Here is a 24229-nt window from a genome sequence, read left to right on the forward strand (position 1 = left end):
CGCGGCAATTAAGTTAGTTTACCCGGATAACTTTTTTTATAATATTTCCGCTTTTTGGAGATAACTCATCGGGTTGACTACCGCCAACAGCTAATGTAATACTGCCTTTGTAAAATTGTCTTGAGCCATCCTGACCGATGTAAGACAGGTCATTAGCTTTTAAGCTGAATTTAACCAGTTTACTTTCTCCGGGTTCAAGGCTAATGCGTTTAAATCCTTTCAGGGCCTTTGCTGCTGATTTGATGGATTTTTGGTTGTTGAGTTGGTATAACTGAACCACCTCATCACTCTTAAACTTTCCTTTATTGCTCACCATAATCGACACCTCTGTGCCTTTGCCTGCTTTTAATGCCGCAGGAGCAACAAATTTTTCATATAAAAAAGAAGAATAGCTAAGCCCGTAACCGAATCCATAAAGCGGTTTGCCTTTAAAATACCGGTATGTCCTGTTTTTCATGCTATAATCGCTAAAATCCCCAAGGTCCTTATCGCTCGCATAAAAGGTGACAGGCAATCTTCCCGAAGGACTGTAGTCTCCAAAAAGAATATCAGCCACGGCTTCGCCAGTAGCCTGTCCGCCATACCATGCATTCAGAATAGCCGGAATGTTTTCAGCTTCCCATGGTATCGCAATTGCGCTACCGGTCATCATTACAAAAACAACTGGTTTTCCACTTTCTTTCAGGGATTTCATTAATGCAGTCTGAGCTGCAGGCAACATAATTGATGTTCTGTCCCCACCGCTAAATCCGGGATAATCGACCCTCATTTCCTCACCTTCCAGCTGCGGAGAAATCCCGCCGACAAATACGAAGGCGTCAGCATCTGCATGGGTTTTGACAAGCGCTTTGAAATCAGTTCTCACGTAGGAGCCTGCCCTTAAACGGACGTTTGCACTTCCCTCGCCCTGCCAGTATTCTATAACCAGGTTGTAAACTGAATCTTTTGATGTTTCTAATTTATAAGTTTTAGCGCCCCAACGGTTTCTCGACCATGCGTCAATTACATTTTTGCCGTTAATGATAAAACGGTATCCATCATCAGCATTCAATTCGAAGGTGATGGAGCCAGTGCTTGTGGGCTTGAATGTGGTGCTGTATCTGGCAGAAAAATTATTAGCGGTTAATTTATCGGCAATTTTTTCGCCTTCCTGCCAGCTGTTTTCAAGTTTTGACTCAGTCCTGGTTAACACCGGTTTGCCTTCCAGTAAAATGTTGCTAAAATATTCTGATTTAAAGCCCTGAACACCGTCAATTTTGTATTGGCTATTTAAATCCAGGTAACTTAACAGCGTATCATTGGTGAAAGAAACAGCCTGTTGGTAAACAACCTCGGTCTGCTTGCCAACTTTGTCCTGAATGCCCTGTAAAACAGTGGTGATTTTGGAAGGAGTTCCATTATAATTTCCTAAAACTGAAATCGAATTATCCGCATTAGGACCCAATACAACGATTTTTTTGAGGTTCTTTTTTAAAGGCAGCGTATGTGATTCATTTCTGAGCAATACCATTGATTCTCTTGCCATTTTAAGTGCATGTGCCTTATGCTTACTATTTTCCAGCACACTGCTCGGGGTGTTTGCATATTTAACCATCGAGGATGGATCGAACATACCCAGCCTGAAACGGATCATGAATAACCTTTTCACCGAAACATCAATATCTTTTTCTTTAATAATTCCATTTTTCACAGCGGTAATCAAAGCCTTATAAGCTTCTGTACCACAATCAAGGTCGGTTCCATGAAAAACGGCATCTGCAGCAGCTGATGCCGCATTTGGATGTGTTTTGTGGTTTTTGTAAAAGTCATCTATGGCCCAGCAGTCGGAGGTTACATAACCCTTAAAGTTCCATTTCCTGCGCAGAATGTCCGTCATTAAAAGATCATTAGCGCAACAAGGCTGTCCTTGAAAAGCATTATAAGCACACATTACACCTGCAACTTTTGATTGTGTAACCAGTTTTTCAAATGCCGGTAAATAGGTATCCCAGAGATCAAAATCACTTACTGTAGTATTAAACACATGTCGAAGCGGTTCAGGACCGCTATGTACCGCATAATGTTTGGCACAAGCGGCTGCCTTAAGGTATTTTGGGTCATCACCTTGCAAGCCCCTTACAAAAGCATCTCCCAGGGTACCTGTCAGGTAAGGATCTTCACCGTAGGTTTCCTGACCCCTTCCCCAGCGCGGATCCCGAAAGATATTGATGTTTGGCGTCCAGTAAGTTAAGCCTAGATAGCGCTCATTTGTTCTTCCTTGTTCTAGTGCCTTATTGTAAATTGCCCTTCCTTCTAAAGCCGAATAGTCGGCCATTTTATAAAGCGCCGAAGGATCGAAGGTTGCAGCCATGGCTATTGCCTGAGGATAAACAGTCACTTTAAAAGGTGTTCTTGCTACTCCGTGTAACGTTTCATTCCACCAATCGTACGCAGGAATCTTAAAGCGGGGAATTGCTGGTGCAGCATTAAGCATTTGCATCACCTTTTCATCCAGGCTAAGCCTTGAAACCAAATCATCTACCCTTTTTTCAAATGGAAGTTTGTAGTCCTGAAAAGGGTATTCCTGGGCTTTCACCAAACTGCATAAATTGCAGAAAAGGATTACAAGAAGTAATTTTTTAAAGTAGTTGTGTTTTCTCATAATTGGGCTGCTAAAAACTCATTGATAATGATTTTCTTTACATCTGGTTGCTGTACAGATTATAAGAACATTCCAATGATTTTGATCGGTTTATTTGGTTAATATTATTGTGAATAGACTAAAAAGCTTGTTTAAAATTAAATAAAAATTTATTTCGTATGTCAGTCTGAGCGTAGTCGAAGACCATTTCAACGCATTAATAAAGCAATCGACTACGCTACCATTGATGTTGTTTTTTAAGTTATTATCAGTCAGCATTTAACTGCTTTCGTATTTCCATCCGGCTAGGCCATAGCACGGTATCCACGTTCTACTTAAATCCGGCCTAACAAATTTTTCGGGCTGCACTGTTCTTGCTGCAGAAGTGCCTTCAAAAGAAAAATTTTCAGCCGGCATTTTTTGTTTCTTTTTGATGCCAAAAAGAAAGAGCCTTTCGGCGGCGGTGAGCCGAGGCAAGACTGCGCCGTAGGACAAGAGAAAACAATTTTACGTCATTCATATTGATTTTAAACAATTAATTAATCCTCAGTGTGAAAGCAAAAGGCCATTTATATTTGTTATAAAAATTTAAACAGGCTCTAAAAACTTTTTACCGGGTTCCATGCTAATTTTAAAATAAGGTTTTAATGAATACTTGTTCTGATACTGTAAGGTGAACCTATTCATTAGAATTTTATCACCTCAAAAAATGCTTTTTTTGGCATTAGATTTTTATCGAACAACAGCGGATAGTTCTTAGGTCCGCGATTGTCCAGCCAGCTGTACCTGTCTGATAAATTCCAGAATGTAACACCAGTAATGTTGGCTTTGTATTTGCGCAGCACTTCAAAAATCATTTTATATTGGCTAAGTTGCTTTTCTTCCATTTCTGGAGTGAATGGTTCAACTTCGCTGCTTGCATTGCCCTTAATTAACCGTCCGCCCTGGTTACCACTATAAACCGATACATCAAGCTCGGTGATTTGAACTTTAAGTCCAAGCGACGAAAATAGTGCAATGGATTTTTCCAGTTCAGAACGGCTAGGGTTATTTATCGACCAATGACCCTGGAGACCAACGCCATGTATTGGAACACCCTTAGCCAACAAACCCTTAAGCATTCTGTAAATTTTATCACGTTTTAATGGCTGTTCGGTATTGTAATCGTTGTAAAACAGTTGGGCCTTTGGGTCGGCCTGGTGGGCATACCTGAACGCCATTTCTACAAAATCCTCACCTGCGATCTGATAGAGTGGCGATTTCCTGAAATAAGCAGAATCATCTGCAATCACTTCATTTACGACGTCCCAGGCGTAAATGTCTTTCTTATACCTGTTTACCACTGTATTGATGTGCTCCTGGATCCTTTTTAATAAAATTTCTTTCGAAACCATATTTCCATCTTCGCCTTTAAACAACCAGTTTGGCGTTTGCTTGTGCCATACCAGGCAATGGCCACGTAACTTTAAACCATTAATCCTGGCGAAAGCGGCTATAGAATCTGCAATTTTCCAGTTGTAGGTATTTTCCATGGGATGAATAGGACCCATTTTCATTGCATTTTCAGCTGTGATGCTGTTGAACTGGTTAAGAATCAAATTCCGTTTATCTCCACTAAGGTCCCATGGCGTAATAGCTACTCCTATGGGAAAATATTTTTGGTAGTAGTCTTTCAGTCCTTTGGCATTAACTTCCTGGCTTTTATATGCGCTAAAAACTACTCCGGTAGCCAAGAGTAAGACGGCCAGGTAGGGGATGATATTTGGTTTTCTCATATTTGATCAGGGTAATGCTAAAAGTTTGCAAAATCGTATGTTTTTTAGGCTGACCAGGCTTCTTATCGTCAATTTTATGAAACAAATGTCATGTAATGAATTTATGACATGATTGCCGGGTTGCTAATCTTATGATCAACCCGGCTTACTTTGTGCCTTTTAAACATCTGTTCTTATGTTTATGACAAATATGACTGTTGATCTATCTACTTAGGCCTAAATTTACTGGATTTTTTTCTGCATTGATCATAGAATGAAATCGAATTGCCATTTAACCAAATATAATGCGTACAACTAAATTTCACATTGCCATCTTTACTGTTGCTCTTTTCGCAACTTTTTCCAGCTGTGGCAGTTACACCAGGGCTAAAAAAAATAACCCCGGCTTAAAGGATTATTATCAGTCTTACTTCAATATTGGGGTTGCGGTTTCGGGCCAAACCATAAAGGGAGAGCAGGGCGCTTTACTTTTAAAGGAATTTAATAGCATAACGCCCGAGAATGCGATGAAAATGCAACCCATTCATCCTCGTGAGGATGTTTATAACTGGACCGAGGCCGATGCACTGGTTAATTTTGCGCTTAACAACCGGCTTAAAATAAGGGGGCATACTTTATGCTGGCATGAGCAGGTACCGGCCTGGATTTTCAAGAACAGTTCAGGAGGACGGGTTGATAAAGCATTGTTGCTTAAACGGCTTAAAGACCATATCACAGCCGTTGTGGGAAGGTACAAGGGAAAGATATATGCCTGGGATGTGGTTAATGAAGTTATTGGTGATGAAGATGACCAATATCTGAGGCCTTCTTTATGGAAAGAAATCTGTGGAGAGGAGTTTATTGCCAAGGCTTTCGAATATGCACATCAGGCTGATCCTGATGCATTGCTTTTCTATAATGACTACAATTCGGAACGACCTGCAAAAAGAGCAAAAATCTATAAAATGCTTAAAAAACTGGTTGATGCTAAGGTGCCTGTTCATGGGGTAGGCTTGCAGGGACATTGGTCTGTTTTTGAGCCCAGCGACACCGAGTTAAGGGAATCTTTAAAATTATATGCTTCTCTTGGCCTGCAGATTCAGATCACAGAAATGGATCTATCTATCTATAAATGGGAGAAAAATTTAAGAGCAAAGAAACCCGGTGAGCCCGACAGCCTGACCGCAGTGCTGGAAAAAAAGCAAAGTGACAGATACGCCAGGCTTTTTTCTATTTTCAGGGAATTTAAAAAGAATATCAGCAGTGTAACTTTCTGGAATCTTTCAGATCGCTCTACATGGCTCGATCAATATCCGGTACCCGGAAGGAAAAACTACCCGCTGCTCTTTGATCAAAACCTGCAAAGAAAAAAAGCTTATCGGGGTGTGGTTAATTTTTAGTGAATAATCAGTTTTATATAAATAAATAATGAAGAAAATGTACCATTCAAGCTATTATGTTGCGATGAACTAAATTAGTTTTTTTATCTTACCGCCACTAAACCAAATAGATCATGTATCCAGACAATTTTGACTCTTCATCAGATTTTAGCTCATTTTGCAGCCATTCAACGCCTTTGAAGTTAAAATTTTATTAATACAGCAAAATACTAATTATGCTCAAAGGGTCTGCATATCAATCATTAGTTCTATTTATCTATGTGCTTTTTAGCGCTGTAAGTGCTGTGGCACAACCGAAAACGCAGCAGCCTGAATTGCGTTTCACCTCGCTCACCTCTAAAAACGGCTTATCTTCTAATAATGTAACCGTAATTTTTAAAGACAAATATGGCTTGATGTGGTTTGGTACCGAAGACGGATTAAATAAATTTGATGGCACTAACTTTACAACCTATAAACACCAGGCAAACGATTCTTCGAGTATTCAGGCAAACGAGGTTAAGGCAATTCATGAAGACCGGCGGGGAAATCTTTGGATTGGTACCAGTGGAGGTTCGCTTGCGCTTTTTGACAGAAGGAAAAATGCTTTCATCAACTATCCTGCTTCAAATACCCCAACAGGATTCAGTCACAGCCTGATCAGGTATATCACTAGTGATTATTTAGGTAAAATATGGGTGGCTACCTTTACGGGGCTCGATGTTTTTGATCCGGACACTAAAAAGGTTTCCAAGTTTCCAATAGCCGCCAACCAGTTTGGGAAACTTCCGCCAGTAATGATCAACATTCTGATGGAAGACAGCAAGCACAGGATGTGGGTGGGAACGGAAGATGGATTATTCCTTTTTAACCGAAAAAATTCTTCTTTTACCAGAATAGGATCTGCAGCCGATAAACCCGTGCAGCTGGCGGGAACTATGGTGAAATCTTTAGCTGAAGATGATAATGGAAATATCTGGATCGGCACCACCTCTGGCCTGAGTATGCTTAAACCGGATGGTATGGGTTTTGTAAATTACAAGCATATTCCCGGGGATCCCAACTCGCTGAGCAGCAATATTGTTCAAAGTATAGCCTTATCAAAAAATGGTCAGTTATGGCTCGGCACCGAAGATGGACTTAACGTTTTTGATCTCCGTACCAAAAAAGTAACGGTATACCGGCCAAATCCACGCAACTCTTACAGCCTGCGCGGAACCAGTGTAAAATATGTGTATATAGATAAGCAAGGAATATACTGGCTGGGCTTATACCGCGAGGGGATTAATAAGTTTGATAGTAACCTCAACCTTTTCAACCTGATCCGAAGCAATGTTTTCGATGTATATGGTTTAAATGCACCCGTGGTAACTTCATTTGCACATAAAAATAACAATAACATATATGTAGCTACTGAAGGCGGTGGCTTGAGTATCTTCAACAGAAATACGGCCCTGTTCCACAGAGTAGACCTGAAGAAACTTGGCTTACAGTCACCGGTACCCCTGATGTCTCTGTTTGTCAGTTCAGCTAAGAAACTCTATGTGGGTACCTTTAGCTATGGCCTGATTGTTCTGGATTCAACGTTAACCAAAGCAACCTCTGTAAGGAAAACAAATAAAGATTCCGGACTTAATTCAGACGATGTGTTTTGCATCAACCAGGATAAAAGTGGGCTGATATGGGTGGGTACCAATGGTGGTGGGATCAATGTTATGGATGCTGATCATAAGGTAGTTTTTAGGTACACAAACAAAGTTCAGTCACCCATAGATCGTAAACTTCCGCTTAATAATTATATACGTTTTATTAAAGAAGACCGGTTTGCAAACGTATGGATAGGTTCTCATGGTTCTGGCTTGGCCATGATTAATGCTGATAAAACAATTATTAAACATTATGACGAGCTAAATTCAGGCCTTAATGGTGATATTGCGCAGGCTTTTCTTGAAGATTCGAAAGGGCGGATCTGGATCGGAACTGCAGGTGGTGGCTTGAATTTACTGGATCAAAAATCAGGTAAATTTATAAATTTTGCCGAGCGTGAGGGGCTGGCAAGTGCTGTTGTCGACGCCATCGTGGAAGATGACAATCATAATCTCTGGTTAAGTACTAACAAAGGAATCAGCCGGTTTGATCCTAAAACCCGAAAATTTAGCAATTATGGCGTATACAATGGGGTGCAGAACAATAACTTTATCAGGGGAGCAGCGCTGAAATGTAAAGACGGTGAAATATTCTTTGGTGGGGCAGAAGGAATGAATTACTTCAATCCGGCCGGATTCAGAAAAATTCAAAATGTACCCCCAGTTCTTTTTACAGAGTTAAAAATTTCCAACAGCACCATCGAGGCCAGCGATGAAGGGCCGATAACCGAACATATTTCTGTTGCAAAAAGAATTGACCTGGATTACAAGCAAAATTTTTCACTGAGTTTTGTGAGTGTAAATTACACTGCACCAGAACAAAACCGTTACAGTTACAAACTCGAAGGTTTTAATAAAGAATGGATCGATGCGGGTACTACTAAAACAGTTTCCTATACCAATCTCGATCCCGGAGAATATATTTTCCATGTGCGGGCGAGTAACAATGACGGTGTATGGAATACAACGGAGTCTTCAATAAAAATAATTGTTCACCCACCGTGGTGGAGAACCATATATGCTTATGCTTTTTACCTGCTCGTTATTGCCGGTACTTTGCTTTACATTCGTCACCGGGGGATTAAAAACCTGGAGAGAAAGTTTGCGCTGGTTCAGGAGAAAACAAAAATTGAGCAGCAGATTTTGCAGGATAGAAAAGAGGCAGAGCGGCTGCATGAACTGGATTCGTTAAAGATTAAATTTCTCACCAACCTCAGCCATGAGTTTCGTACGCCGCTATCACTGATTCTTGGGCCGGTGGAGAAGCTCATTTCTGAAGAGGAGGGAGATGCTAAAAATGCTTCTCTTAAAATCGTAAAGCGAAATGCCCGTCGCTTGCTCAACTTGGTGAATCAAATCCTTGATTTTCGTAAAATTGAAGAAAATGAACTCAAGATAAATAATAAGAAAGGTGAACTGGTTTCCTTTATCGCTGATGTAATAGAATCTTTCAACGATTTAAGCGAACGTAAATCCATAAGTCTTTCTTTTCAAACCCAGTTTGACAGTTATCCAACTGAGTTTGACCACGACAAACTGGAACGTGTTTTATTTAACCTGCTCTCTAATGCCTTTAAATTTACACCATCAGGCGGTACTATCACCGTTGATTTGAAGAAAAATCAGCGCAATGAGCAGGGAGAAACTGTTTTAATTACCGTTAGCGATACCGGAATCGGCATTAGCGAAGAAGAACAGCAGAAAGTATTTGAAAGGTTTTTTCAGGCCGATACCGAAGTTTCCATTCTCAACCAGGGAAGTGGGATTGGGCTCTCCATCATTAAAGAATTTGTCAAAATCCAGGGAGGAACTATTGATTTGCAAAGCGAAGTTGGAAAAGGTACACATTTCAAAATAGCTCTGCCTTTGCCGTTGCTAGACCATATCGAAAAGCTTAATCTGGATTTTTCCAGTCCGGAAATACCATTTGAAGTTCAGGAGGAAGCTTCAGATAAAGCACTGAGCGAAACAGATGCAGAAATCCATACCATTCTTCTGGTAGAAGATAATCAGGACCTCAGGGAATATCTTCGGGATAATTTGAAGTCCAATTACCGTATTGTGGAAGCGGCTGACGGTAAAGAGGGTTGGCAAAAAACATTGGCAAACCACCCGGAGCTCATTGTTAGCGATATTAGTATGCCAAATATGACGGGGATTGAACTGTGCAAAAAAATAAAAGAAGATAAAAGGACAAAACATATTCCGGTTATTCTATTAACCGCGCTCACCGGCGAACAGGAACAATTAACGGGGCTCGAAATCGGGGCTAATGACTACCTCACCAAGCCATTTAATATCGATATCCTCAATATTAAAATCAAAAACCTTTTGGTACTCAACCGGACCCTGAAAAATACTTATACCAAACAGATCAAGATGGAGACAGCAGAAATTTTAGTTGAATCCCACGGTGATAAGTTACTCAAGAATATCCTGAAATACATTGAAGATAATATCAATAATTCACAATTGTCTGTTGAGGATTTAAGTAAAAATGTAGGGATGAGCCGGGGTTCACTTTATCATAAAGTGCTGGAACTAACCGGCCTTTCGCCTGTTGAATATATACGTTCGGTTAAACTTGATAAAGCAGCTGCCTTATTGGTTAAAAGTGATTTGAACATTTCTCAGATTGCCTATCTGGTAGGCTTTGCAACACCCAATTATTTTGCCAAATCATTTAAGTTAAAATTCGGAATGCAACCTTCAGAATATTTAAATCTGTACCGTAAGCCAGATAATTCTACCGGTATGGAAAATTAAATGAAATTAGCTTCTCTGCAATCGATTGTTCTGAACCAGGAAAAACGTTTTACCAAATCTAATATTCAGATGATTAATGCATTTATTCGTTTTTTGTTTGTGTAACTAATTGTTTGTTAGTGTTTTATGATTAAAGAACATTTATGGTAGATTTATGAACAAATATTCTAACCATCTGATGCATTTTTGAGCTATGTTTGGATCGTAACCAAATAAACTCTTAAACAATGACTAATCAATTGATCAACTTCTATGAGGAAGGCCGATGCGATCTTGCCCCAGATAAATGGGACAAACCTGTCAGCAATGTTATATCCATACTAACCAAACACTTCAGTTTACTCATTTTTTAATTCCATTTGAGCGATGTATAACTAACTGCTCAGTAATGGCTTGTTATAAAAAATAGAGAAAAAGGCTTTTGGGTAAAGTCCTCAACCAGCGAAGATTCAGCATATTCCCATTTTATCAACCCCTTTCCATTTACTGGGAAGTGTTGATGTAGAACAGATTAATCTGAAATTCATTAACGCAAGAATTGTGCAATTGCTTAGTTAAAATTAATGGGTGAGGTGATTTAAATACCGACCGGCATACACCGATAAAATAACAAACTACGGAAGTAAAATTACCCGGATCAGAAATGCTGAATATAAAAATATTGACCCAAAAACGCAATTGGATGAAACCACCAACATAGACTTGAAATGCTGCAATTGAGCATACAGATCAGCATCATTTTTTTAAAAAACTAACCAGATAAAAACCAAATTTATGACTAAAAAAATACTGCTAAATGTCCATTCTGCCTGTGTAGTAAATGGAAATCAAAATTGTCAAATCATAAGCTCTTAATTGAATATAACTAATGGAACAATACAAGAAATTGTGTAGTAAGCATTGTCATATAGAATTTTTGACACGACAATCGCTACTTAAAACCTGCTTTTCGGTGATTCTCCTGTTTTTACTGGCGAACTCGGTCAGCGCACAAGAGAAAAGAACTGTAAAGGGAACTGTTTTGGATGACCAAAAACAACCGATGATTGGTGCCACCCTTACTGTGAAAGGGACTTCAGTAAAAGCGATTACTTCTGCAGAAGGAAAATTTTCTATTGAAGTACCCATAGGAAAGGCAACCTTGGTTGTCGCATTCGTCGGAATGACAACCAAAGAGGTGGTTATAAACGATCAAAATAATGTTGTGATCTCTTTGAATGATGACCGCACCGCTTTGGATGAGGTGATTATTGTAGGCTATGGTCAGCAAAAGAAGGCAAGTGTTGTAGGTGCCATTTCACAAGCTTCGGGCAAGGTGCTCGAACGTACAGGTGGGGTAACCAACCTTGGCATGGCCTTAACCGGTAATCTTCCAGGGGTAGTAACAACGGCCTCATCGGGCATGCCTGGTGGGGAAGACCCGCAAATTTTAATCCGTGGGCAAAGTTCATGGAACAACAGCTCGCCACTAATTCTGGTTGACGGGATTGAACGTTCGATCAGCTCTATTGATATTTCCTCCGTTGAGAGTGTTTCTGTTTTAAAGGATGCTTCTGCGACAGCAGTATATGGCGTGAGGGGTGCGAATGGCGTAATTTTGGTGACTACAAAACGTGGTGCCGAAGGTCGCGCACAGGTTCAGGTCAGATCGAACGTTACCGCTAAAGTGGCTTCAAGACTTCCTGAAAAATATGATGCTTATGATGCCCTGATGATTAAGAATAGTATCATTGAACGGGAATCAATTGTGGATCAGAATGTATGGTCTGGTTATACACCTAAGGCGATCATCAACAAATACCGTAACCCGGCCAATCTTGAAGAATGGGACCGTTATCCAAATGTTAACTGGGAAGAAGAACTTTTCAGGGATAGAGCAATGTCTTACAATACCGCGGCAAATGTGTCGGGTGGTTCAAAGTTTGTGACCTATTTTGCAGGGTTGGATTTAACCAGGGAAGGTGATTTATTTAAAACATTTCCCAATCAGCGTGGTTACGAATCAAATTTTGGGTACAACCGTACCAATGTAAGAAGTAATCTGGATTTTAACCTGACCAAAACCACAAAATTTTCCACTAAACTTTTCGGATCAAACGGCGTTCGTCAGTTACCTTATGGTATGGCCGACGGGGACCAGTCTTTCTGGTCTTCTGCGTACAGAACTGCTCCTGATTCTTTTAGGCCTATTTATTCAGATGGTACCTATGGGTTTTTTCCGACCGCAACTCAGGATCAGCCAAATGCTGCATTCTGGCTGGCTTATTCAGGAGTTGAAAAGAGGACCAGTACACAGTTAACTACTGATTTTATTCTGCAACAAAGATTAGATATGGTTACCAAGGGGCTAAGTTTTAGAGGAAGTCTCTCTTTAGATAATACCTTTCTGGAAAGAATCCGTGGTATAAATGATCAATTCAATGCTGCGCAACGAAAATACGTTAGTGCTAATACGGGCATCACCTCATTTGAACAGCAAAGAAATACAGGTACTCAATTTGATTTTACTGATGCGATAGCCTGGTCAATTGCACCTGGGGAAGTCGATAAAAATGCCACTTATCGCAATACAAATTATCAGTTTCGGGTTGATTACGAAAGGAAGTTCGGAGATCATGATGTAACAGCTATGGGGCTTATGCAGCGCCAAAGAACTGCTCGTGGTGGCGCATTTCCAACCTTTAGAGAGGATTGGGTATTCAGGACAACCTACAACTTCAAAAGCAGGTATTTCTTAGAAGTAAATGGTGCATATAACGGATCTGAACAGTTTGGACCTGATTATCGATTTGCATTCTTCCCCTCGTTATCTGGCGGATGGTTGATCAGCAATGAGAAGTTTATGAAAAGCCTGAAATTTATTGATTTATTAAAGGTAAGAGCTTCCTGGGGAAGAATCGGGGATGATGCACTTGGTGGACCAAGGTGGCCATTCCGCGATTCCTATCAATATGGAGGCAATACACCGATGGGTTCGCCTGCAGTGGCAACCCCATATACCATCTACAGAATTAGTACCATGGGTAATGCAAACCTATCCTGGGAGACCGTTGAAAAACGTAATTTGGGTATAGAATATAGTTTTTTTAATGGTGCAATTTCCGGAAGTGTAGATATTTTTAAAGATAAAAGAAGTGATATTATGATCGGTGGAAGTTCGAGGGCGATACCATCTTATTATGGTTTTGGAGGCACGGCACCTAGAGCCAATCTTGGGCAGGTAACCTCCAAAGGTTACGAAATTGAACTGAAATTCAATCACGCTTTCAATAAGGATATCCGTGCCTGGGCAAATCTTGTTATGACCCATGCTACTAATCTGACCAATTTCAGGGATGATCCTGAATTGACACCCAGCTATCAGAAACAGGCAGGTTACCCCATCGGCCAAACCAGGTCTTTTTTAAACGACGGGTTCTTGTCAAGCTGGGATGATATTTATGGAAGTACAGTCCGATTGTCAAATAATCAGAACAAACTACCTGGCGATTATAATATCATCGATTTTAATGCAGATGGAATTATAGACGATAAAGATAGGACACCGTATGGCTATACCGGGAATCCTCAGAACACCTATAATGCCAGTATTGGTTTTGAATGGAAAAAACTTAGTCTGTTTGTTCAGTTCTATGGCGTAAACAATGTAACCAGAGAGATTGAGTTTCCTAATTTTCAGGGAAAAAGTAATGTCGTTTTTGTGGAAAAACCATACTGGTTTCAGCAGGATGGAGGCGGCGAAGTACCTCCGCCACGTTGGAGCGTTCTGGATGGCTTTGGCGGTAGCGGTACCCGCTACTACTATGATGCATCTTATATACGTTTAAAAAATGCAGAACTTGGATACACTTTATCTGGAAATTACATCAGCAAGCTTGGCTTAAAAAGTTGCAGGATTTATGTAAATGGCAATAACCTTTTATTATGGACAAAAATGCCCGACGACCGGGAATCCAACTTTAGCGGAAACTCAAGTGGTGGCGCTTATCCTACAGTGAGACGTTTCAACCTTGGTCTTGATATCACCTTATAAATAATTTGAAGATGAAAAATCTCTTTAAGCATACCATATTGCCCTTTATTATATTGGTGGGCATTCTTGCATTGAGCTCGTGCAAAAAATATCTGGAAAGGTCTCCGCTTGCTGACATTCAGGAAACCGATCCGTATAAAAATTTCAGGAATTTTCAGGGCTTTACTGAAGAACTATATAACTGCATTCCATTGCTGAGTTTAGTGGAAGGGCACAACAGTTTTAATTTAGGTGAAGATGAATTCTGGGAGTTGGGAGAAACGCGTTTGATTTCTTACCACATCGATCAGGGGAACTATATGGCCTGGAATAGTACCTTTTATAATTTTCTGGGAAGTGGCGGAGATCCCGCCAACGGAACAGGAAATGATCCTAACAGATCAAAAGGAAAATTATGGGGACTCTCCTGGTATGCCATCCGCAAAGCAAATGTTGGACTGGCCAACCTGGATAAACTAACTGATGCCACTCAGGAGGAAAAAGACCTGATTGCAGGGCAGCTTTATTTTTTTAGAGGCTATTTCCATTTTGTTTTAATGGAATACTGGGGTGGCTTGCCATATATCGATCAGGTATTACCCAGCGACCAGGTGCTTCAGTTACCCCGCTTGAGCTATCAGGCTACCGCAGACAAAGTTGCTGCAGATTTGCAGCGTGCCGCGGCATTATTGCCTGTAGATTGGGACCAAACTGTAGTGGGCAAGCAGACGGCAGGAAATAACAATACCCGCATTAATAAAATAATGGCACTTGGATTTCTTGGTAAAAACTATCTGTGGGCAGGGAGCCCATTGATGAACAGGGAATCTACCGGAAACAATACTTACAATCAGGACTACTGTAAGAAGTCGGCAGATGCTTTGGCCTCAGCACTTCAGATTATTGAGTCCACCGGACGTTATGAACTGGCTCCTTTTTCACAGTACCGTGATTTATTCTATACTTTTAATCAAAACGGTAAAATACCAGGTCTAAAAGAAGCCATATTTCTTGAGAATCTTGCTGGCGCCGGGGGAAGATGGAGATGGAACCAGGTAAACGATTATCGTCCCCTGGTTATCCATCAAACTGGTATCAAGGTTTATCCGACAGCAAATTATGTAGATTATTATGGCATGGCTAACGGTTTACCCATCACCAATCCTGAACAGAAAGATTCAGAAAGCGGATACGATCCTGAATATCCATGGAAAAACAGAGATCCCCGCTTTTACAATGATATCATGATTGATGGCGAAAAATGTGTGCTTACCGCGCAAAGTGTTGGCAATAATGAGTATCGCCAGTATGCAAGTCTTTTTACCAACGGACTGTTTAGAACGGCAGATGGAAACAAAAAGGTTTGGACAGGCTACATGAACTCCAAATTGGTGTCCAAACTGATGAACGAATATGATGGTTACAGAGAGAATAATACTTTCGTACTGAGTCTGATGAGACTTGCAGACGTTTACCTTCTTTATGCAGAGGCTGCTGCTACCGGATATGGTTCTCCTCAAAGTATGGCCAACGGATACGGACTTTCTGCTGTAGAAGCAGTTAACAAAATACGCACCCGGGCTGGGGTAGCCAATGTGGCGACCAAATTTTTGGCCTCAAATACCTTATTTTTAAGTGAACTTAGAAGAGAAAGGGCAGTAGAACTGGCATTCGAGGGCCACCGCTTCAATGATTTAAGGAGATGGTTATTACTAACCGAGCGCCCTTATACACTAAAAAAAGCAGTAGAATTTGATCGTGCACTCACCAATGCACAGGTTTACGCGGATCCTAAAAATGCCAGGGTAAGAAATTTCAGGGAAACAGTACTTTTTGAGCGACAATTAGGTCAACGTCATTACTGGTTACCCTTCCGTGTAGAGGATGTGAATATGTATAAGGATTTCAAGCAGAACCCAGGTTGGTAATCAAATAATTCAACAGAAATGAATAGAAAAAATATAGTGACCTGTTGCCTTTGTTTAGTCGCTTTCCTATTAAGGATCACTCAAACAGCTGCACAGGAGCAGAAAGACAGTATTGTTAAAGTGCCGTTTCGTAATGTTTCCGCACAACTTCCTAACGATAGCTTAGTAAGAACAGCATTCCGGATAGTTGCCCGGGAAGATTTGCTTGGAGGAGTTTCTACTGTGAACATCGCAGCACTTTTGAAAAAAAGTTATGGCAGTAGAGGTCTGGATAATTTACAGAGTTTTGTAGGTGGCTACAACGGGAATATATGGGGGCAAGCGCCATTAATTCTTGTAGATGGCATTCCAAGAAATGCTGCAGACGTTAGGATGGTAGAAGTACAGTCTGTAACGGTTTTAAAAAGTGCAAGTGCAGTTATGCTTTATGGAAGTACGGCTGCTAAAGGTGCTGTATTAATTACCACCAATAGAGGAAGTGTAAAGCCATTGAGTATTAACGTACGTGCAAATACCGGAATCTTTGTACCTAAGGCTTATCCAACATACCTGAACGGGGCAGACTACATGACCCTCTACAACGAAGCGCTGACCAATGATGGGATAGCAACTTCGGGAGCCGGATTTACCCAGCAGCAAATCGACAATACGAGGGCCGGAACAAATCCATACAGATACCCTGATGTGGATTTCTTTAGTTCGGATTACCTTAAAAACGCTTATTCCAAATCTGATCTGACCACTGAGGTTTCAGGTGGAAACGAGTTTGCACGGTATTACACCAATATTGGTCTGAGCTACAACAATAGTCTTATCAAATATGGCGAGCAGCAAAAAAACAGTGACTTCGGTTTTAACGTTAGGGGTAATGTAGACATGAACATTACAAAATGGCTAACCGCCTCAGCTGATGCCGTAGCCATATCCTCCAACAACTATGCTGGCAGAGGAGATTTTTGGGGCGCGAGTTCAACAATTGCCCCGACTTTTAACAGGTTTTCACCATTGATTCCCATAGACAGGCTTGATCCAGGTAATCCTGCTCTGCAGACTTTCGTGAAAAACAGTAATCATGTAATTGACGGAAAATTTTTGCTGGGTGGTCAAAGTACAAATCCGACCAATGTGTTTTCAGATATGCTGGCCGCAGGATATGTCAGGACAAAAACCAGTACTTTTCTTTATAACGTGGGGTTAAAGGCTGACCTTGCATCTTTGGTGAAAGGGCTTTCCTTCACTACGGCTACCAGTATGGATTATGCTTCATTATACTCTGAAGCCTACAACTTGCCTTACGCTACTTATCGCCCAACATGGTCTACGGTAAATGGTGAGGATGTTATCACTGCCTTAGAGAAATTCGGTGAGGATAAAAATTCTACAAATGAATATGTAGGCAGGTCAACTTATACTCAAACCATGTCGTTCCGATCACAATTTGATTATGCCAGGGTATTTGCAAATGACCATTCAGTAACTGCTACAGTTCTGGGCTGGTGGTATAAAACACAATTTTCAAGTGATATTGATAATCAGGGAGGGAGCGATTACCAACCTGTTTTAAATACGAATCTTGGATTTCAGACAGGTTATAATTTCAAAAGAAAGTATTATCTGGATTTTACCGGTGCTTTAGTTCATTCTGCTAAACTGGCACCTGGAAAGCGAAATGCGCTGTCTCCTTCCATTTCTATCGGATGGAGAATTAGCAAGGAGCGCTTTTTTAAAGAGAACGTTTCCTTTGTAGATGATCTGAAATTTAATGCTTCTTATGCCTCGGTAAACCAGGATCTGGATGTAACCGGCTACAGGGCCAATAATGTGAATGAGCCTGTTGATTATTATCTTTATCAGGGATATTACAGCAATACTGCCGCCCTTGGAGGATATTATCAATGGCGTGATGGGGTTGCCGGTGGAAGGACTACACTTTCCGGACAATCAGAAAATCTTGATCTTACCTTTATTAAACGAAATGAATGGAGGGTAGGCTTAGATGCATCGTTTTTCAAAAATCTCCTCACCCTTAATTTGAATTATTTCTCTCAAAATACAAACGGACTTCTGGCACGCGGTGTAACCATTTATCCTTCTTATTTCTCCGGATCAGGTGATTTTCGTCCCTGGATTAATTTTAACCAGGATAAACGCCAGGGTCTGGATTTCTCGCTCAATCTGAATAAGCATATCGGAGAAGTTCAGTACTCGCTCGGTTTGTCGGGCATGTTCTATAATAGTCAGGCAGTGAAAAGGGATGAGATTGTAGACCAGGCTTATCTGGCCAGGGCAGGAAGACCTCTGGATGCATATTATGGCTATGTGAGCGAAGGGTTCTTTCAAAATCAGGCAGATATAGATGCGCATGCCAAACAAACTTTTGGTGTAGTAAAACCGGGAGACCTGAAATATAAAGATCTTAATGGAGATGGGCTTATTGATGGCAGGGACCAGCAGGATCTGGGGCACACCGGATGGGCTGCCTCACCTTTTACCTATGGATTGAACCTGACGGTTAGATATAAAAACTTCACCCTTTTTGCTTTAGGCTCAGGTAGTGCAGGTGCTGTTGGCTTCAAAAACAGCTCTTATTACTGGGTAGGGGGAAGCGGTAAATATTCGGAGGTGGTTTTAGACCGCTGGACTGAGGCTACAAAACTTACTGCAAGCTATCCGCGGTTGACTACAAACAGCAATAATAATTTTCGTAATTCCACTTTTTGGTTATATAAAACTAATCGGTTTGATCTGAACAGGGTTCAGTTAACCTACGATTTCGATCGGAAGTTTTTAAAAGATTCTTTTGTACATGGACTTAGTTTATACGTTCAGGGGGATAATCTTTTAGTGATTTCAAATGAACGAAAACTAATGGAAACGAATATTGGCTCCGCACCACAGACCCGTTTTTTTAATCTGGGTGCCAGGGCTTCTTTTTAATGGAATTAAAGCAATAATGTTATGAAATTTAGAATATTTATTATCGGATTAGTTGCGCTTGCACTCGCCGGATGCAAGAAAATTCTTGAGCCGGAGCCGGAAAACCTGAAGACTATTGAGCAAATGTACACCGATGCGAATTTTGCTCAGGGTTTTCTGATTAACGCTTATCGTACCATCCCTGCTTATTATGATAACTCGGATTTTGCTACTGATGATGCCGTTACCAATCAGCTCACCCATCCTTATCTGCAACTGGCCACCGGTTCCTGGACTGCTGCGGGCAATCCAGCCTCTGTGTGGAATCAATCTTACGAGGCGATGCAGTACATCAATCTTTTCCTTGCCAATTCGGCAAAGGTAAAGTGGGCGGTGGATCCCGAAAGTTCGAAGCTTTTTAATACCCGTATGAGAGGGGAAGCCTTTGGTTTAAGAGGCCTTTATTTGTATTTTCAATTACGGAACCACGGCGGGGTTGCCTCCAATGGTCAGCTTACAGGGGTGCCGATTATTAACCAGTATCAAACCGCTACGAGCGATTTTAATTTGCCAAGGGCCAGTTTTGATGCCTGTGTAAAACAAATCTATAAAGATTTGGACAGCGCAGAGGCTTATCTACCTGTTGAATATAATGATATATCCTCGGCCGCGCAGATTCCTGCCAGGTTTAGCAATATTACCCAGAATGTTGAGACTTACAACCGTGTGATGGGCCAGTATGCCCGTCAGCTCTTTAATGGATTAATTGCCAAATCTTTCCGTGCAAGAACGGCTTTACTGGCAGCAAGTCCTGCTTTTAAAAATGCATCAAACACCGTTACATGGGCAGATGCTGCTGGTTATGCCGCACAGATTATCGATTATAAAGGCGGAGCAAACAGTCTTCCGCAAAATGGAGGTACCTATTATGCCAATACATCCGAAGTTGATGGGCTGGGTGGCGGAAATAATCCATCGGAGGTGATCTGGAGGGAAAATATAGTAACCAATGATGGTACCCAGGAAGGACAGCACTTTCCGCCCTCACTATTTGGAAACGGACTGATGAACCCTACTCAGAATTTAGTGGAAGCATTTCCGATGGCCAATGGCTATCCGATTGATCACCCAAACGCAAATTATCTGCCAGCTAATCCTTATGCCGGTAGAGATCCGAGATTTGCGAAGTATATCCTTTTTGACGGAAGTACTGCAGGTGTCTCAAATACGGTAATTCGGACAGGGAGTAGTTCTGGTTCTGATAATGGGGTGAATGTAAGGGCCACTTCAACAAGAACAGGTTATTACATGAAAAAACGTTTGAGAATGGATGTTAACCGAAACCCAATTTCTATCAGTGGAAAAACCCATTATAATCCCAGGATCCGCTATACTGAAATGTATCTTGCTTATGCAGAAGCTGCAAATGAAGCCTGGGGGCCAACAGGACTAGGTACACATGCTTATTCGGCTTATGATATCATCAAAAATATCCGTAAAAGGGCATTTGGTTTTGCCAGCGACCCATACCTGGAGGAATGTAAATCTGATGTGGGCAAGATGCGCGAGCTGATTAGAAATGAACGACGCCTGGAACTCTGCTTTGAAAGTTTCCGTTTCTGGGATCTGCGCCGTTGGAAAGTAGATTTAACCAAATTAAATGAGACTGCAAGAGGAATGGATGTGAATGGTAACGTTTTTACCCCTTTAAGTGTTGAACCGCGTGCCTTCCAGAGTTATATGTATTATGGTCCCATCCCTAATTCGGAGGTGCTGAAATATAGTCAGTTAATTCAAAACCAGGGCTGGAAATAATAAGAAATTGAAATTAAATAAATGATAAGCATGAAAATTAATCATATCTGTATGGGTTTGGCAGCGGCTATCGGCCTGCTCTCATCATGTAAAAATGAAGATCTTGTTTTTCCCGATTATACCTATAAGGCGGTCTATTTCGCCAATCAGTATCCGCTGCGAACAGTTGTGCTTGGCGAAGATTTACTGATAGATAATACATTGGATAATGAACACAAAGTTTCCATCAAAGCTACCGTTGGCGGTGTAAATGAGAATAAAGAAAAAGTAACGATTGGTGTGAAAGTGGATGAAAGCTTGTTGGACGGCCTTAACTTTACTAATGGAGGAGGTAAAATACTTGCCTTGCCTTCCGCGTATTATAAACTGGGTTCCAGCCAGATTTCTATTGAGGCTGGGAGCATTCTTGGAGGGGTCGATGTTCAATTAACGGATGCTTTCTTTGCCGATCCTAAATCTCTTTCCAGAAACTATGTTATTCCGCTGGTGATGACTAGTGTTACTGGAGCGGATTCAATATTGAAAGGTATCCCGGCAGTAACCAGTCCATCACGGGTTGTTGCCGCAAACTGGATCACTCGCCCAAAGGATTATGTGTTATATGCCGTTAAGTATGTAAACCCCTGGCAGGGAAATTACCTGAGAAAGGGAGTAGATCAGATTACGCAGTCGAACGGAGCGGTAAGTACCGTAGCCCGAAGGACTGAAAATGTGGAAGGCAATCAGGTAGTGAGTATCTCAACCACTTCACTCAAGGTTGCAACCTTACCATTAACCATTAAAAACAGCACCGGAAACAATGTTAATTTTAGCTTGGTTTTAAACTTTGCAGATGGTAATAATTGTACCGTCACAGCCAATTCAAATGATTTTGATATTTCCGGAACTGGGAAGTTTGTTTCTAAGGGTGAAAAAAATAGTATCGGTGGAACCGATCGCAGTGCTATATACCTGGATTATACGGTAAACTTTAAAAACCTTAACGTTAAATATGCGACTAAGGATACACTGATTGTTAGAGATAGAGGGATCAAAGCAGAGTATTTTGATGTTGTGAAAAACTAAAAATATCGTAAACCATACCGCACTTTATGGGGTATCGCTTTGGCCTTTTCAATTATGCTACGCAGCAAATTGGTGGGCATACTGACTTTGATTATTTCAATATCAAATTTAACTAAACTCAGCGCTTACAGAATAAAGTGAAGAGCTGGAGAAGGATTTTGTAGTGAATAAAAGTAATTTTAAACATTAATCGCAGCATTATATTCAAACGGTAAGGAAAAGATCAGTACTGTTGGATAATTTTGAATTGATAAAATATGAAAACAAAATTAATTTTATGCTGCTTCACCTGGCTACTGGTTTTCAGTTTTTCGGTTTCTGGCAAGGTTACCCTACCACAGTTGGTATCCAGCCACATGGTGCTTCAACGCGAAACTCCCTTAACGATATGGGGCTGGGCGGCAGCAAAAGAAAAAATAACCATCAGTTTTAGCGGGAAAACGTATAAAGCTATCACCGATGAACAAGGCTCATGGTCAGTGAAAATGAACAAGATGAAAGCCGGTGGCCCTTATAAAATGATTGTTAGGGGTGAAAATACAATTACCCTTGATGATATTATGCTGGGAGATGTGTGGTTTTGTTCGGGGCAATCCAATATGGCCTTGCCAATGGAGCGGTTAAAGGAAGCTTATCCGCAGGTGATTGAAAAGGATCATTTTCCTTTGATCAGAAACTTTTTCGTTCCAACCAAATCAAACCTGTCTGGAGAATCGATCGATCTTCCTCCGGGCAAATGGGTTCCTGCCACTGGTGCAGGGATATTAAGTTTCGGAGGTACAAGTTATTTTTTTGCAAAAACGCTCTTTCAAAAATATAACATTCCAATAGGCATCATCAATTCAAGCGTCGGCGGTACCCCGATTGAGGCCTGGATGAGTCGTGATGCATTTTTGACGAATCCGGCACAGACGAAAAAAATAAATAATTTCAGGGATTCGGCATTTATGGCCAATTATCAAAAAAGGCTTAAAGAGAAGAACTTAGAAAGGCCTACAACAGTTCCTGTAGTTGATGAAGGGCTTTCGGGTCCGGTGAAATGGATCGATCCGGATTTTAATGCCAGCAACTGGCGAAAATTTTGGATGCCGGGCTACTGGGCTGATCAGGGACTCCGGAACTTCAACGGGATATTTTATTTCAGAAAAGAACTGCAAATACCCGCAGAAATGAGCGGACAGCAGGCTAAGCTTTATCTAGGCCGCATCATCGATGCAGATTCGGTTTTCCTCAACGGTAAATTTATCGGCAACACTACCTATCAATATCCTCCACGCAGGTATGTTATTCCTGCCGGGCTGTTGAAAAGCGGAAAAAACATCCTGATTGTTAAAGTTGTGAGCAGCAGTGGCAAAGGCGGCTTTGTGCCAGATAAAAATTATTCCTTGTTAACTCCTGAAAAAAAGATCGACTTACGTGGCGAATGGACTTTCGAAGTAGGTTATGCTCAGCCAAGGCAAAACCAGGCTTTCCGAGGTGAGGCCGAAATGCCGTTAGTAGCGCAGAATGAACCAACCGGATTATTCAATACCATGGTTTCGCCAGCTGTACAATTTGCAATAAAAGGTTTTGTCTGGTACCAGGGTGAATCGAATACCGGAGATCCGAAAGCATACGCAGAATTGTTGCCGGCGCTGATAAAAGACTGGCGCAATAAATGGAAGCAGGGAGATCTGCCGTTTATCTACGCACAGTTGCCTAATTTTATGGAAGCCGGCTATTTACCAGAAGAAAGTATCTGGGCGGAGTTTAGGCAGAGCCAGCTGCAGGCACTTTCAGTACCTAACACAGGAATGGCTGTGGCCATTGATGCCGGTGAATGGAATGATATTCATCCGCTGGATAAAAAAGATGTCGGTGAACGTTTGGCGCTATGGGCCTCACATTTAGCTTACCACGACCAGGAGATTATTTATTCAGGACCTATTTATAAATCAAATCATTTAAGTGGATCTGAAGTAACCATAAATTTTGAACATACTAAGCCCGGGCTGATGATTAAAGGATCTGATAAACTGATAGGTTTTGTCATTGCGGGTGAGGATAAGGTTTTTTATTGGGCACAGGCCAGGATAGTGGGAGATGCTGTTGTGCTCTCAAGCCCTTTGGTTCTAAAGCCTGCCTTTATCCGTTATGCCTGGGCAGATAATCCCGATCGGGCAAATTTATACAACAAAGCCAATTTACCGGCTTCCCCTTTTGAAGCAGAAGTTGATCATTCGAGATAATCAATGTGTACCTGAAAACTTCTGCATCAAACCTTGGACAAGCTTGCCTTTGATTGTAAATTGCTGCTCTTTTAGCCATAAATCGAACAGTAAAATCGGA

Annotated in this window: 11 protein-coding genes; 9 read left to right on the forward strand and 2 right to left on the reverse strand. The window is 41.2% G+C overall.

Translation table 11 applies throughout. From position 1 onward, the window contains the following. Positions 1–13: 13 nt before the first annotated feature. Together BCL90_RS01270 and BCL90_RS01275 are read right to left on the reverse strand one after the other, a co-directional pair. Positions 14–2641: a glycoside hydrolase family 3 C-terminal domain-containing protein gene (locus BCL90_RS01270; RefSeq protein WP_121282154.1), complete on the reverse strand. Its 2628-nt coding sequence runs from the start codon at positions 2639–2641 to the stop codon at positions 14–16. A gap of 665 nt (positions 2642–3306) precedes the next feature. Beyond that, the gene (locus tag BCL90_RS01275; RefSeq protein ID WP_121282155.1) at positions 3307–4395 is read right to left on the reverse strand and encodes an endo-1,4-beta-xylanase; all 1089 of its coding nucleotides are present in this window, start codon (positions 4393–4395) and stop codon (positions 3307–3309) included. A gap of 284 nt (positions 4396–4679) precedes the next feature. Here BCL90_RS01275 and BCL90_RS01280 point away from each other — a divergent pair, with 284 nt between their 5' ends. The 9 genes from BCL90_RS01280 (at position 4680) to BCL90_RS01315 (ending at position 24129) form a co-directional block, all read left to right on the forward strand. Next, positions 4680–5774: an endo-1,4-beta-xylanase gene (locus BCL90_RS01280; protein ID WP_121282156.1), complete on the forward strand. Its 1095-nt coding sequence runs from the start codon at positions 4680–4682 to the stop codon at positions 5772–5774. A 215-nt stretch (positions 5775–5989) separates the two neighbouring features. Then, positions 5990–10165, forward strand: a complete 4176-nt coding sequence (locus BCL90_RS01285) for a hybrid sensor histidine kinase/response regulator transcription factor (protein ID WP_121282157.1) — start codon at positions 5990–5992, stop codon at positions 10163–10165. A 952-nt stretch (positions 10166–11117) separates the two neighbouring features. Then, entirely contained in the window at positions 11118–14198 is a 3081-nt protein-coding gene (locus BCL90_RS01290) for a SusC/RagA family TonB-linked outer membrane protein (protein ID WP_244095025.1), read from the forward strand. Between the two features lie 11 nt (positions 14199–14209). Next, the gene (locus BCL90_RS01295; RefSeq protein ID WP_121282159.1) at positions 14210–16105 is read left to right on the forward strand and encodes a RagB/SusD family nutrient uptake outer membrane protein; all 1896 of its coding nucleotides are present in this window, start codon (positions 14210–14212) and stop codon (positions 16103–16105) included. A gap of 18 nt (positions 16106–16123) precedes the next feature. Further along, on the forward strand, positions 16124–19042 hold the full coding sequence (locus BCL90_RS01300; protein ID WP_121282160.1) for a SusC/RagA family TonB-linked outer membrane protein: 2919 nt from the start codon (positions 16124–16126) through the stop codon (positions 19040–19042). Between the two features lie 21 nt (positions 19043–19063). Further along, a complete protein-coding gene (locus BCL90_RS01305) occupies positions 19064–20836 on the forward strand; it encodes a RagB/SusD family nutrient uptake outer membrane protein (RefSeq protein WP_121282161.1) in 1773 nt (590 codons plus the stop codon). Between the two features lie 30 nt (positions 20837–20866). Further along, complete coding sequence (locus BCL90_RS01310; protein WP_121282162.1) at positions 20867–21901, forward strand: DUF5627 domain-containing protein; 1035 nt, start codon at positions 20867–20869, stop codon at positions 21899–21901. 26 nt (positions 21902–21927) lie between these two features. Next, on the forward strand, positions 21928–22017 hold the full coding sequence (locus BCL90_RS26195; protein WP_166792148.1) for a hypothetical protein: 90 nt from the start codon (positions 21928–21930) through the stop codon (positions 22015–22017). A gap of 141 nt (positions 22018–22158) precedes the next feature. After that, positions 22159–24129, forward strand: a complete 1971-nt coding sequence (locus BCL90_RS01315) for a sialate O-acetylesterase (RefSeq protein WP_121282163.1) — start codon at positions 22159–22161, stop codon at positions 24127–24129. Positions 24130–24229: the final 100 nt, after the last annotated feature.

The sequence above is a fragment of the Pedobacter alluvionis genome, assembly GCF_003664035.1.
In the GTDB taxonomy this organism is placed as follows: Bacteria; Bacteroidota; Bacteroidia; order Sphingobacteriales; family Sphingobacteriaceae; genus Pedobacter; species Pedobacter alluvionis.

Coding starts and splice junctions, on each gene's coding strand:
- BCL90_RS01270 (WP_121282154.1), bottom strand. CDS start 2,641: ATGAGAAAACACAACTACTTTAAAAAATTACTTCTTGTAATCCTTTTC.
- BCL90_RS01275 (WP_121282155.1), bottom strand. CDS start 4,395: ATGAGAAAACCAAATATCATCCCCTACCTGGCCGTCTTACTCTTGGCT.
- BCL90_RS01280 (WP_121282156.1), top strand. CDS start 4,680: ATGCGTACAACTAAATTTCACATTGCCATCTTTACTGTTGCTCTTTTC.
- BCL90_RS01285 (WP_121282157.1), top strand. CDS start 5,990: ATGCTCAAAGGGTCTGCATATCAATCATTAGTTCTATTTATCTATGTG.
- BCL90_RS01295 (WP_121282159.1), top strand. CDS start 14,210: ATGAAAAATCTCTTTAAGCATACCATATTGCCCTTTATTATATTGGTG.
- BCL90_RS01300 (WP_121282160.1), top strand. CDS start 16,124: ATGAATAGAAAAAATATAGTGACCTGTTGCCTTTGTTTAGTCGCTTTC.
- BCL90_RS01305 (WP_121282161.1), top strand. CDS start 19,064: ATGAAATTTAGAATATTTATTATCGGATTAGTTGCGCTTGCACTCGCC.
- BCL90_RS01310 (WP_121282162.1), top strand. CDS start 20,867: ATGAAAATTAATCATATCTGTATGGGTTTGGCAGCGGCTATCGGCCTG.
- BCL90_RS26195 (WP_166792148.1), top strand. CDS start 21,928: ATGGGGTATCGCTTTGGCCTTTTCAATTATGCTACGCAGCAAATTGGT.
- BCL90_RS01315 (WP_121282163.1), top strand. CDS start 22,159: ATGAAAACAAAATTAATTTTATGCTGCTTCACCTGGCTACTGGTTTTC.